This window comes from Achromobacter sp. ACM04 (genome assembly GCF_014851465.1).
In the GTDB taxonomy this organism is placed as follows: domain Bacteria; phylum Pseudomonadota; class Gammaproteobacteria; order Burkholderiales; family Burkholderiaceae_B; genus Achromobacter; species Achromobacter aegrifaciens.
Map to the genome: position 1 here is coordinate 74,953 of NZ_JACUZS010000003.1, position 11,971 is coordinate 86,923.

Genomic DNA, 11,971 nt, shown 5'->3' on the forward strand with positions numbered 1-11,971 from the left:
GGCGCCGCCGCCTGGAGAGCCGGGCGAGGAAAAATCCGCACACATTATGGGGCCGGAAAGCCTGGCTGGCCCTGCGGGCCGCGATACCCTTAAAGGTAACGAGGGCCGGTAGCGGTGCGCCGGCCGCAATGCCAAGGATAATAACCATGACGCGCTCAGGAAAAATAGCGATCGGGATTGTAGGGGGAGCGGCGCTCCTCGTGGCGATTTTGGTGGCGGTGATCGCCACCTTCGACTGGAACCGCGCCAAGCCCTTCATCAACGAACGGGCCAGCGCCGCGATCGGACGCCCCTTCGCCATCAACGGCGATCTCAGCGTCAAATGGACTCGCGAGCCCGATGAAGGCAGCTGGCGGGCCTGGGTGCCATGGCCGCATGTGATTGCCAACGATATCTCGGTGGCCAATGTGCCCTGGGCCAAGGCCCCCCAGTTCGCAACCCTCAAGCGCGGCGAGTTCAGCCTGGCGCTCCTGCCGCTGTTGCGCCAGCGCGTGGTCATCCGCCGCATCCAGCTGACCGAACCCGCCGCCGATTTGCAGCGCCTGGCCGACGGCCGCGCCAACTGGGAATTTACGTTGCCAGAAACCGGCGAGCCTTCGCCCTGGGTGCTGGACATCAACGAGATCGGCTTTGACAAGGGCCGCGCGGCGCTGGTGGACGAAGTCCTCAAGGCGGACCTGACCGTGATGGTGGATCCGCTGGGCAAGCCAGTGCCGTTCGCGGACGTAGCCGGGGCGGCCTTCGCGGCACCGGAGGGTGGCGCCGCGACGTCGCCGCGCGACTACGTATTCGGCTGGAAGCTGGACGGCAAGTTCAAGGGCCTGGCCACCAAGGGCGAAGGCAAGGTTGGCGGCATGCTTGCCCTGCAGGACGCCAGCCAGCCTTTTCCTGTGCAGGCGGACGTGACCATCGGCGGTACCCGGGCGTCAGTCGCGGGGACCTTGACCGATCCGGTCAATCTTGGCTCGCTGGATCTGCGTTTGAAGCTGTCGGGCGCGTCAATGGCGCAGCTGTACCCGCTGACGGGTGTCACCCTGCCGGACACGCCGCCGTATTCCACTGACGGCCATCTGGTGGCCAAGCTGCGCAATCCCGGCGGGGCGGTGTTCGACTACAAGGATTTCAACGGCAAGGTAGGCAACAGCGATCTGCATGGCGACATCAGCTTCGCACTGGGTATGCCCCGGCCCAAGCTGACCGGCAAGCTTTCCTCCAAACAATTGCGCATGGAGGACCTGGGGCCGCTGATCGGCGTGCCGTCGGGCAAGGTGGCGGGCGCCGCAACGGACAAGGCCAAGGACGCGCCGGCCAAGCCCAAGGGCGGCAAGGTGCTGCCCACGCAGGCATTCCGCACCGACCGCTGGCGTGACATGGATGCGGACGTTGCGCTGGACGCCGGCCGCATCGTGCACGACAGCAAGCTGCCGCTGTCGGACCTGTCCGTGCACCTGGTGCTGCAGGACGGCAAGCTGACGCTCGACCCCCTGCGCTTCGGCATGGCCGGCGGCAACATCAATTCCACCATACGGCTGGACGGCTCCGGCTCGACCCTGACCGGGCGCGTGGACATCAGCGCGCGCCGCCTGCGGCTCAAGCAGCTGTTTCCCGCCACAGCCGCCATGCAGAAAACGCTGGGCGAGCTGAATGGCGACATGGCGGTGAGCGGCGCGGGGAATTCGGTGGCCGCCTTGCTGGGCACGGCGACGGGCGATGTGAAAATGCTGGTCAACGATGGCGTCATCAGCCGCAGCCTGATGGAGATCGCGGGGCTCAACGTGGGCAACTACGTCGTCTCCAAGCTGTTCGGCGACGACGAGGTGAAGATCAATTGCGGCGCGGCCGATCTGGAAATGAAGAACGGCGTCATGACGCCGCGCGTGTTCGTGTTCGACACCGAGAACGCGCTGATCAGCATTACCGGCACGGCTGACTTCAAGAACGAGAAGATGGACCTGGACATCACCCCGGACAGCAAGGGCTTCCGCATCTTCTCGCTGCGCTCTCCCTTGTATGTGCGGGGTACGTTCGGATCGCCGGACGTGGGCGTGCATGTGTTGCCGCTGGCGGCGCGTGGCGCGGGCATGGTGGCCCTGGGCGTACTGCTGACGCCGGCCGCCGGGCTGTTGGCGCTGGTTGCGCCCAGCACCACCGACGACAATGCCTGCGGCCCCTTGCTGAAGGAGATGCGCGTGCCGCCCAAGGCCCCGCCGCCCGCTCAGCCCAAAGGCAAATAGGGCTCAAGCCGGCGAGGTCCGGCGCGCTCCGGCCTGGGCATCGTCGTCCGCGACGCAGACGGCGTTGCGACCATGGTTCTTGGCGTAGTAGAGCGCCTGGTCGGCGCGCTGTAGTACGGCGTCGAGCGTCACGCCATGTGCGGGGTAGGCCGCCACGCCTGCCGAAATGGTGAGGGGCGTGGCGACGGCGCCCGGCTCCGTGGCAATGCGCTGGCGCAGTCGCTCGACCAGCGCGATGGCGGCTTCCAGGGGGGCGCCGGGCAGCAGCATGACGAACTCTTCGCCGCCGGCGCGCGCCACGGTGTCGCCGCTGCGCGAACCTTCGCCCATCAGCTTGGCCAGGGACTGCAGTGCGCGGTCTCCCACCGCGTGGCCGTAGCGGTCATTGATGTGCTTGAAGTGGTCAATGTCGATGACCACGGCGGCCACCGGTTGCTTCTCGGCTTGCAGCAGCGCCAGCGCCTCGTCCATTCCTCGCCGGTTCAAGAGGCCCGTCAAGGTATCCGTGGTGGTTTCACGGCGCAGGTCGCGGATCTTGTGATGGATCGAGGACAGGCCCGCCAGCAGCGCGCGCTTGAGTTGCGCGGCTTCAAAGTACCAGGAGCGCACGTCGCGGATGCGATCCGCCGAATCCGCGTTCTGCATGTGCTTGGCGATGCCGGCCAGTTCGCCTAGCGGCCGGGCGATCCAGCGCGACAGCAGCCAGATGGAGGCCACGGAAAGCAGCAGCAGGGGCAGGGTATGGAGAGCCGTGGTCAGAAGCAGATCGCCCAGGGGCTGCAACGTGGCGTCGACGTGGCGTTGCGCGATGATGCTCCAGCCCATGCCGGGCACTGGCGCATAGCCCGTCAGCAAGGCGTGGCCGTCGTCGTCGGTGAAGCGCATTTCACCGGTTTCGCCCCGCAAGGCGGGGGCGAACGCGTCGGATTTGGAGACGCTTTGTCCCAACCGGCCGCGGTCGGGGTGATAGATCAGGGTGCCGTTGCGATCGATGACGTAAAGAGAGGAGTCGCCGCGGTAGAAGTGCTGGCTCAGCAGGTGATCCAGCATGTTGTGCTCATGCAGGTAGAGAGTGCCGCCGAGAAACCCCAGATAGCGGTGGTCGGCCGAGAAAATAGGGTGGGTGTACAGGATCAGCCAGCGGTTCTTGAGGTCCATGAACGGAGGGCTGACCGTGGGGAGCAAGGTTGCCTGCGCGCGCCTGACGGCCTCGCTGTTCAGCTGCTGGCCCAGCAACGCGCGGTCCGATGTCGATGCCGCCAGTACCTTGCCTTGCGGCGACACGACAAACGTGGAGTTGAATTGGCCGAGTTGCCGTTCCTGCCGCTGCGTCTCGGCCACCATGTGTTCGGGGTGCACTTCCATGTCGGCCAGCATTTCCGCGCTATACGACAGATAGTTTCTGAGGTCGGTCAGGAACACGTCGGTCACGGAAGCCAGCTTGGACGCGTAGGCCTGATTGAGTTCCAGCGCGGTGCGCAGCAGAAGGTCGCGCTGCACCAGGTAGCTGGCATGCAGGCTGCCCATCAGCGCGAGCACAACCGACAGCAAGCTGATCCACAGGATGAGATGCCGCAGATTGATCCGGAACATGACGTTATCCGTTGGGTATGCTTTCGGTCAGCGCGTCCCAGGCTCTCATTGCCTGTCTGGCCACGGCTTGCAGGGTCTTGCGGCTGGCGCCGTCGCGCGCCTGGATCGACATGCCGTGCAGCACGGTGGTGTAGAAGGCGGCCAGGCTCTTGAGGTCGGCGCCGGCCGGCAGTTCGCCATGCGAGGCGCCGGCATTGAGGCGGGCCAGGATGCGGCTTTGCATGTCGCGGCGGTTGTCGCCCAGGAAGTCGCCCACGCCGGCCGGATTTACGCAGCCTGCCGGCGCGCTCAGCACGATCATGCAGCCCGAGGGCGTGCCGGGAGCGGTGAAGCGTTCGGCGGACGCCAGCAGCATGGACTGGATGGCTTCGCGCGCCGTGGGCGCTTCTTGCAGCGCACGCCGGGCCGAGCCACCCTCGGTCTCGCGGTAGAGCTCCACCGCTTCGCGGAATAGTCCTTCCTTTGAGCCGAATGCGCCATAGAGGCTGGGCGAATTGATGCCCATCGCCGCCGTGAGGTCGGTCAGCGATGCTCCGTCATATCCCTTCGACCAGAAGACGTCCATGGCCTTGCGCAAGGCCTGGGCACGGTCGAAGTTCCTGGGGCGCCCACGTTCTGCCATAGGCGTGATTTTACCCGGCAGGGATTTTTGTGGTGATTGATAAAAAAATAGTTGACGGGCGATGGAGGGCTCGGCGAATATATTTGTACTGATCACTACAAATATGGGTATCGCAATGCCGAATCTGACTGGAAAAATTGTCTTCGTCACCGGCGGCAGCCGGGGTATCGGGGCCGCCATCGTGCGCCGCCTTGCAGCCGATGGCGCCGACGTGGCGTTCACTTACGTGAGCGCCTCCTCGGCCGCCGGTGCGCAGGCGCTGGCGCGTGAACTGTCGGTGGACGGGCGCCGCGCGCTCGCCATCCAGGCAGATGCGGCAGACGCGTCCGCAGTCCGCGGGGCGGTCAACCGGGCCATCGCCGAGCTGGGCCCTATCGACGTGCTGGTCAACAACGCCGGCATCTTCCTGACCGGCGCGATAGGCGAGACCAGCCTCGACGACTACGAGCGCACCATGGACGTCAACGTGCGCGCGCCCTTCGTCGCCATCCAGGCGGCACAGGCGTCCATGCCGGACGGCGGACGCATCATCAACATCGGCAGCTGCCTGGCAGGCCGCGCGGGCCGCGCCGGTGTCGCGCTGTATGCCGCCAGCAAGTCCGCGCTGGTCGGCCTGACCCAGGGCCTGGCGCGCGACCTGGGCGCACGTGGCATCACCGCCAACGTAGTGCACCCCGGCCCGATCGACACCGACATGAATCCCGCCGACGGCGCGCATGCGGCGGATCTGGTGGCGGTGCTGTCCTTGCCGCACTACGGCGAAGCGCGTGACATCGCCGGCATGGTTGCGTTCCTGGCCGGGCCGGAAGGGCGCTACGTCACGGGTGCGAGCCTGGCGGTGGACGGCGGATTTGCGGCTTGAGGCCGGTCTGGAAAAAGTTTTTTCCACCTGACTTGCACAAACCAAAAAAGCTGCATATAATCTTTCTTCTTCGCACTACACACATAACGAAACGCAGCGGCAGCGGACTAAACAACGCGCAGCAAAGCGGACGAGACTGAGTGAAGTTGCAGGGCTGTTAGCTCAGTTGGTAGAGCAGCGGACTCTTAATCCGTAGGTCGAGTGTTCGAGCCACTCACAGCCCACCAGAATTCCAAAGGCCGTTGACGTCATCGTCAACGGCCTTTTGTTTTTGCCGCGTCAAACTGATGTCAGGGCAGGCTGCGTGAATCGCCGGGCGTAGGAAAAGCGCATCCGCGCAGCGGTGGGAAAAGCGCAATGGCGGGGCATGGACTTTGATATGATTGCTAATCATTCTTATTTCCAAATCATTTCGCGCGCGCCATGTCCGCTCCTGATACCGCCCGCCACGCGGCCTTGTTGACCTGGTACAGCGATCATCATGGCTGGCTGGTCGGGTGGCTGCGCCGCAAGCTGGGCTCGTCCTGCGACGCCGCTGATTTCGCGCAGGACACCTTTGTGCGGTTGATCGGCCGCGACGATCTGGCGGCGATCAGGACGCCGCGCGCCTACCTCACGACGACCGCCACCCGGCTGGTGATCGACGACGCACGGCGGCGCAAGCTCGAGGCGGTTTGCCTGGAAAGCTGGTCCATTCTGCATGGTGGCGAGACCTCGCCCGCTCCCGAACAGTTGCTTGAAACCGTCGAGATCCTGGCGGAACTGGCGCGCATGCTCGATGCCTTGCCCGCCAAGCCGCGCAGCGCCTTTCTGCTGCATCGGCTGGAGGGATGGAACTACGGCGAGATCGCGGTCGAACTGGGCGTCTCTTCCAGCATGGTGAAGCAGTATGTCGCGCGCGCGCTTGCCCATTGCTACTTGGTGATGGAGGCGGCGTGAAGGCAGAGGCTATCCCTTGCGTCGTGGCGGACGCGGCCCAATGGATGGCCACCTTGCGCGATGAGTGCGCGAGCGACGCCGACCGCGAAGCCTGTCTGCGGTGGCGGGCCGCGGATCCCGAGCACGAACGGGTCTATCGCCGGCTTGAGGATCTTTGGGGAAGTTTCGACCGGGCCGCGGCCTTCGATTCGCCTGCGGCAGCCCGCCGCATCCTGGAGCAGGCCGACCGCAAGCCGCGTACCGGCCGCCGCGCACTGGGAGCGGCCGCGCTGGCATTGCTGGTGTGTGGGGCCGGCCTGTGGCGCATGGCGCCGCCGGCCTGGCTGCTGGCCGATCACCGCAGCGGAGTCGGCGAGTGGCGCGTCATCGAACTGGACGACCACAGCCGCATTACCTTGAACAGCGATTCGGCGATCGACGTGCGCTTCGATGCCCGGCAACGGCTGATCACCTTGCGGCAAGGAGAGATCCTCGTCGACGTGGCGCACGAGGACGCGGGACGGCCCTTCGTGGTGCAGACGCCGGACGGCACGGCGCAGGCGCTGGGCACGCGTTATGCGGTGCGGCGCGGCGACGGCCATACGGATGTGGTCGTGCAGGAATCCCGTGTGCGGGCCTGCGCTCAGGCTCCCGCGCCGGTGTGCGCCGATCTGGCGGCGGGGCAGCGCGTGCGCATGGGCGCGGGCCAAGTCGGCGAGGTTGAACCAGTAGACGCAGAACAGGCGCTAGCCTGGACACGGCACAGCCTGGTGGTGGATAACCAGCCACTGGCCGATGTACTGGCGGAGCTGAGCCGCTACCGCAAGGGGCGCCTGCAGTACGACGCGGGTTCTCTGGATGGCCTGCGCGTGTCGGGCGTATTCCCGCTGGAAGCGCCCGATCAGGCCCTGGCATCGCTGGCGGCCAGCCTCCCCATCACGGTCAACCGATACACGTCCTGGCTGGTGCTGGTGCAGCGTCGTTGAAAAAAAATCTGCATTTCGCTGTCCCTGTCGCGGTTTGCTTCGTCATGACTCATGAGTAGCCATCAATCTGGAGAGGGTCGTCCGCTCATGAGTCATTCCAAGTTCACAGTGCGCATCTTGCGCGCGCTGTCCGCCGCGGCCGCGCTGGCCGCGGTTCATCCCGTCTGGGGGCAGTCGTCGACTGCGTCCGTTGCGGCAGTTGCCCGCACGGTCAACGTGGCGCCCGGTCCTCTGGCTCCCGCGCTGAATCGCTACGCCGAGCAGGCCGGCCTGATCCTGTCGTTCGATCCGGCGTTGACTGCCGGGCTGCAAAGCCCGGGCCTGTCAGGCACGGTGGCGCCCAGGGAGGCGTTCGCCGGCTTGTTGGCAGGCACCGGGCTGGAGGCGATTGCGCGCGGCGAGGCAGGCTATACGATTCGGCGCGCGTCCGGCGCTGCCGCCAGCACGCTGGAGCCGATCACGGTGCACGGCAGCGGCGAGCAGGCCTGGGGACCGGTCGACGGCTATGTCGCGCGTAACAGCGCGACCGCCACCAAGACCGACACGCCGCTGATCGAGACACCGCAGTCGATCAGCGTCATCACCCAGGCGCAGATGGCGGCGCAGGGCGTCAGCCGCGTGGACGAGGCCTTGCGCTATAGCGCAGGGGTGCGCACCGAACCCATCTACGACACGCGCCGCGGCACCTACTATGTGCGCGGCTTCAACGTCGCCAACAACGGTCAGTATCTGGACGGCCTGAAGCTGGCCTACTCGGGCGGTTACGGCGGCTGGGAGGTCGACCCCTACACGCTGGAACGTCTGGAAGTCCTGCGCGGTCCTTCGTCCGTGCTGTACGGGCAGACCGTGCCGGGCGGGCTGGTCAACCAGGTCAGCAAGCGTCCGCTGGATACGCGCAGCGGCGAACTGGCGGTGCAGTACGGCAGCTTCGACCGCAAGCAGCTCTCCGGCGACTTCACCGGTCCCTTGGACGATGCGGGCCAGTGGCTTTACCGCCTGACGGCGGTGGGGCGCGAGGGCGGCACGCAGACCAACCACGTCGATGACGACCGCGTCCTGCTGGCGCCGTCGCTGACCTGGAAGCCCAGCGCGGCGACCTCGATCACGCTGCTCGCGCAGTACCAGCACGATCGCACGGGCAATACGGCCAACTTCCTGCCCGCTGCGGGCACGCTCTGGCCGGTCGCCAACGGCCATATTCCGGTGGACTTTTTCACGGGTGACCCGACCTTCGACCAGACCGATCGGCGCAAGGCGCAGATCGGCTACCTGGCCGAGCATCGGGTCAACGACCAGCTGACGCTGCGCCAGAACCTGCGCTATTCCACGCTGGACGTCGATTACCGCAGCCTGGGGGCGAACGGAGGCTGGGTGCAGACGCGTGAACCCTACACCGACCTGCGCCGCATTTCGCTGGTCAGCAAAGAGGGCTTCCACCTGTTCACGCTGGACAACCAGGCGCAGTTCAATCTTGCGCATGGGCCGGTGGCGCACACGCTGCTGCTGGGCGCGGATTATCAGGAATCGCGTTTTGACCGGCTCTACGGCTTGCGTACGGCCGCGGTGGATCCGATCAATGTGTGGGACCCGGTGTATGGGCGGCCGTTCCCCGGCGCGACGCCGCAGGCGTCCAACGATACCAATCAGGTGCGCCGGCAGTTCGGCCTGTATGCGCAGGACCAGATCAAGTTCTACGACAAATGGGTGCTGCAACTGGCCGGCCGCTACGATTGGGCGCGTTCCACCACGGGCGAGACGATCCTGCGCACCGGCGTGGAAACCACGACCCGCAGCAACGACGAACAATTCAGCGGCAAGGTCGGGCTGGTTTACCTGGCCGACAACGGCCTGGCGCCTTACGCGTCGTATACCGAGTCTTTCGAGCCGGTGGCGGGCGCGGGCTACGGCGGCACGCCATTCGAGCCCACGCGCGGCAAGCAGTATGAGATCGGCCTGAAGTATCAGCCGGCGGGCGCCCGCAGCTTCGCGCAGGTCTCGCTCTTCGACCTGCGGCAGACCAATGTGTCGACCGCGGACCTGGCCCATCCCGGCTTCAGCGTGCAGACCGGCGAAATCCGTTCGCGCGGCATCGAGCTGGAAGGCACCTGGGAAGTCACGCCGCAGTTGAACGTGCTGGCGTCCTACACCTACAACGACGTCAAGGTGACCAAGGCGGCGCGGACGGCGGTCAACCTGGGCAAGCGTCCGCCCTACATTCCCGATCACATGGCGTCGCTGTGGGCCGATTACCGCCTGTCGGCGACGGGGCCGCTGGCCGGCCTATGGTTCGGCGCGGGCGTGCGCTACATGGGGTCGACCAATGACATTCCGGACGCGGTGCATGTGCCTGCCTACACGCTGGTGGACGCGGCGCTGCGCTACGACATGGGGAGCTACCAGTTCTCGCTGAACGCCAGCAACCTGTTCGACAAGCGCTATGTGGCGGCGTGCGACAGCGTGACAAACTGCTATTACGGTCTGGAGCGGACCATCATGGCGCGGGTGGCGTATCGCTGGTAGCGCGATTAAGTTCAGGCTTAATTCTGGGTAAACGCAGGTTGAACCACAGCGGCTGCGTTGCTCTTTATAGTGGGCCTGTACCCACCCGAGAGAGCCGCGCATGTCCAGTCCCGCCGCAGTACCCACCTATCCCCGGGCCGTGTTGTTCGACCTGCTGACGGCCTTGCTCGATTCCTGGACCCTATGGAACCGCGCCGCCGGCTCCGAGTCCGCCGGACGCGCCTGGCGCGCGGAGTACCTGCGCCGCACCTATGGTTGCGGCGCCTATCAACCCTATGAGCGTCTGGTGCAGGAAGCCGCGTCCGCGGTCGGCCTGCCGGCATCCGCACCCGCCGCGTTGGAGGCGGGCTGGGACGAGCTGCCCGCCTGGGATGGCGCCCGTGAATTGCTGCAGGCCTTGCGGCCGCATTGCGGCCTGGCCGTGGTCACCAACTGTTCCGCCCGTCTGGGGCAGCGCGCCGCCGGTTTGCTGGGCGTGGACTGGGACGTGGTGGTGACGTCGGAGGAGGCGGGCTACTACAAGCCCGACCCGCGCCCCTATGAGCTGGCCTTGGCCCGATTGCAGGTGCAGCCGTCCGAGGCCGCGTTCGTCGCGGGCTCCGGCTACGACATGTTCGGCACCAGCAAGGTGGGCCTGCGCACGTATTGGCACAACCGGGTGGGGCTGACGCTGCCTGAAGGCGCGGCGCAGCCGGAGCTGGAGTCCCCCCGGCTGGAAGCGGCGTTGCCGTGGCTTGCGCGGTTCAACGCGGCCTGATGGCTGGCCGCCGTGGATGCCGTGCGTCAGTCCGCCGGCAATGAAATCGCATCCCCCAACCCCTTGACCTCTTTCAGCACGAAGGAGGTGTAGACCTCCTTCACGCCGGGCAGGGCGCCAAGCACATAGCGCGCCAGATCGCCGAACGCGTCGAGGTCGCGGGCGATGACCGTTAGCTGATGGTCGTAGCGGCCCGACACGCAATGGCAGGTCAGCACCTCCGGCACGTCCTTGATGGCGTCCTCGAACGCCTTGACGTGTTCGGCGCCCTTCATGTCCAGCGAAATCCAGACGAACGCGGTTACGCCGAAGCCAAGCTTCTTGACGTCGACCTCGGCCCGGTAGCCGCGGATCACGCCCTCGTCCTCCAGGCGCTTGACGCGTCGCCAGCAGGGGGAGGGGGTGAGCGAAACGCGCTCGGCCAGATCGGCGCTGGAAAGCCGCCCGTCGACCTGCAAGGCGGCCAGGATCTGCAGGTCCGTGGGATCGAAATTCTTGCTTTGCACGATTTTTCCAAGAAATTGAATGTTTCGCTAATTTCAATCCAAAATATTACACATTCGCGTCGAAAATTCGGAAATATTCGCGATTCCGCTCCGGTATCTTTGTTCGATTGCTGGAGGGGGCGTCGACGTCATGAATGCTCCCCGTTTGAACACTATGGAGCAGACATGAAAGATCCGAATCCGATACGCAAGAAGCTGCTGGCCCTGGAGCCTTCCGAGGGGTGCTGGCTGACCCTGGCGAGCCCGGCCGTGGCCGAGGCGATTGCGCATTGCGGCTTCGACTGGCTGGTCGTCGACATGGAGCATGCGCCCAATGACATGGCGGGCTTGACGGCGCAATTGCAGGCCATCGACGCGGCGCGCGCGCATGGCGCCGCCGCGTATCCGGTTGTGCGCGTGACGGTGAACGACGCCGCGCTGGTCAAGCGCGCGATGGATTGCGGCGCCCAGACGATCATTTTCCCGAACATCGACACGGCCGAGGACGCGGGCCGCGCCATCGCGGCCATGCGCTTTCCGTGCGAAGGCAATGGCGGCGTGCGCGGCGTGGCGGGGCTGGTGCGGGCCGGCATGTACGGGCAGGACCCTTCCTACGTCAGGCGGGCCAATGAGCAGGCCTGCGCGATCCTGCAGATCGAATCGGCGCAGGCGGTACGCAACGTGGCAGCCATTGCCGCGCTGCCTGGGGCGGACTGCCTGTTCGTCGGCACCGCCGACCTGGCCGCCAGCCTGGGCCGGCTGGGAGACATGGCCCATGCCGAGGTGCGCGAGGCCGTGGGCCGCGTGATCGACGCCGGCCGCACGGCGGGCAAGGCGGTCGGCATTTTCGCCAACGATCCCGAAGAGGCCGCGCGCTACCGCAAGCTGGGCGTGCAATTCATTGCGCTGCACTCCGATGTGGCCTGGCTGGCCCGCGGCGCCCGCCAGGCGCGCGCGCAGTTCAGCGAGGCATGCCGCTGAGTGGCGGCGCGAT

Annotated in this window: 10 protein-coding genes and 1 tRNA gene; 8 read left to right on the plus strand and 3 right to left on the minus strand. The window is 66.1% G+C overall.

The features are described 5' to 3' along the window. The first annotated feature begins 146 nt into the window (after positions 1-146). A complete protein-coding gene (locus IB259_RS16690; RefSeq protein WP_125472058.1) occupies positions 147-2,234 on the plus strand; it encodes an AsmA family protein in 2,088 nt (695 codons plus the stop codon). Positions 2,235-2,237: 3 nt separating this feature from the next. On the opposite strand, the gene IB259_RS16695 is transcribed toward IB259_RS16690, so the two are convergent. Together IB259_RS16695 and IB259_RS16700 are read right to left on the minus strand one after the other, a co-directional pair. Further along, on the minus strand, positions 2,238-3,827 hold the full coding sequence (locus tag IB259_RS16695; RefSeq protein ID WP_192329698.1) for a sensor domain-containing diguanylate cyclase: 1,590 nt from the start codon (positions 3,825-3,827) through the stop codon (positions 2,238-2,240). Between the two features lie 4 nt (positions 3,828-3,831). Beyond that, entirely contained in the window at positions 3,832-4,449 is a 618-nt protein-coding gene (locus IB259_RS16700) for a TetR/AcrR family transcriptional regulator (protein WP_054457553.1), read from the minus strand. A gap of 115 nt (positions 4,450-4,564) precedes the next feature. Here IB259_RS16700 and IB259_RS16705 point away from each other — a divergent pair, with 115 nt between their 5' ends. The 6 genes from IB259_RS16705 (at position 4,565) to IB259_RS16730 (ending at position 10,492) form a co-directional block, all read left to right on the plus strand. Beyond that, entirely contained in the window at positions 4,565-5,311 is a 747-nt protein-coding gene (locus IB259_RS16705) for an SDR family oxidoreductase (RefSeq protein WP_192329700.1), read from the plus strand. 151 nt (positions 5,312-5,462) lie between these two features. Further along, positions 5,463-5,538 (plus strand) — tRNA-Lys (locus tag IB259_RS16710). Positions 5,539-5,734: 196 nt separating this feature from the next. Further along, positions 5,735-6,250, plus strand: coding sequence for a sigma-70 family RNA polymerase sigma factor (locus IB259_RS16715; RefSeq protein WP_192329702.1), 516 nt, complete (start codon positions 5,735-5,737; stop codon positions 6,248-6,250). Beyond that, positions 6,247-7,215, plus strand: coding sequence for a FecR family protein (locus IB259_RS16720; protein ID WP_125472061.1), 969 nt, complete (start codon positions 6,247-6,249; stop codon positions 7,213-7,215). Before IB259_RS16715 ends, IB259_RS16720 begins: the two co-directional genes overlap by 4 nt. Before the next feature lie 87 nt (positions 7,216-7,302). After that, positions 7,303-9,735 carry a TonB-dependent siderophore receptor gene (locus IB259_RS16725; RefSeq protein WP_192329703.1) on the plus strand — a complete coding sequence of 811 codons (2,433 nt, stop codon included), beginning with the start codon at positions 7,303-7,305 and terminating at the stop codon, positions 9,733-9,735. Between the two features lie 100 nt (positions 9,736-9,835). Further along, a complete protein-coding gene (locus IB259_RS16730; protein WP_192329705.1) occupies positions 9,836-10,492 on the plus strand; it encodes an HAD family hydrolase in 657 nt (218 codons plus the stop codon). A gap of 26 nt (positions 10,493-10,518) precedes the next feature. Here the strand turns inward: IB259_RS16730 and IB259_RS16735 are convergent, their stop codons facing one another. Continuing rightward, positions 10,519-10,998 (minus strand): Lrp/AsnC family transcriptional regulator, encoded by a 480-nt coding sequence (locus IB259_RS16735; protein WP_054457549.1) that lies wholly within the window; start codon positions 10,996-10,998, stop codon positions 10,519-10,521. A gap of 165 nt (positions 10,999-11,163) precedes the next feature. Here IB259_RS16735 and IB259_RS16740 point away from each other — a divergent pair, with 165 nt between their 5' ends. Beyond that, on the plus strand, positions 11,164-11,958 hold the full coding sequence (locus tag IB259_RS16740) for an HpcH/HpaI aldolase/citrate lyase family protein (RefSeq protein ID WP_175213803.1): 795 nt from the start codon (positions 11,164-11,166) through the stop codon (positions 11,956-11,958). The last annotated feature ends 13 nt before the right edge of the window (positions 11,959-11,971 follow it).

Coding starts and splice junctions, on each gene's coding strand:
- IB259_RS16715 (WP_192329702.1), top strand. CDS start 5,735: ATGTCCGCTCCTGATACCGCCCGCCACGCGGCCTTGTTGACCTGGTAC.
- IB259_RS16740 (WP_175213803.1), top strand. CDS start 11,164: ATGAAAGATCCGAATCCGATACGCAAGAAGCTGCTGGCCCTGGAGCCT.
- IB259_RS16705 (WP_192329700.1), top strand. CDS start 4,565: ATGCCGAATCTGACTGGAAAAATTGTCTTCGTCACCGGCGGCAGCCGG.
- IB259_RS16690 (WP_125472058.1), top strand. CDS start 147: ATGACGCGCTCAGGAAAAATAGCGATCGGGATTGTAGGGGGAGCGGCG.
- IB259_RS16700 (WP_054457553.1), bottom strand. CDS start 4,449: ATGGCAGAACGTGGGCGCCCCAGGAACTTCGACCGTGCCCAGGCCTTG.
- IB259_RS16725 (WP_192329703.1), top strand. CDS start 7,303: ATGAGTCATTCCAAGTTCACAGTGCGCATCTTGCGCGCGCTGTCCGCC.
- IB259_RS16695 (WP_192329698.1), bottom strand. CDS start 3,827: ATGTTCCGGATCAATCTGCGGCATCTCATCCTGTGGATCAGCTTGCTG.
- IB259_RS16730 (WP_192329705.1), top strand. CDS start 9,836: ATGTCCAGTCCCGCCGCAGTACCCACCTATCCCCGGGCCGTGTTGTTC.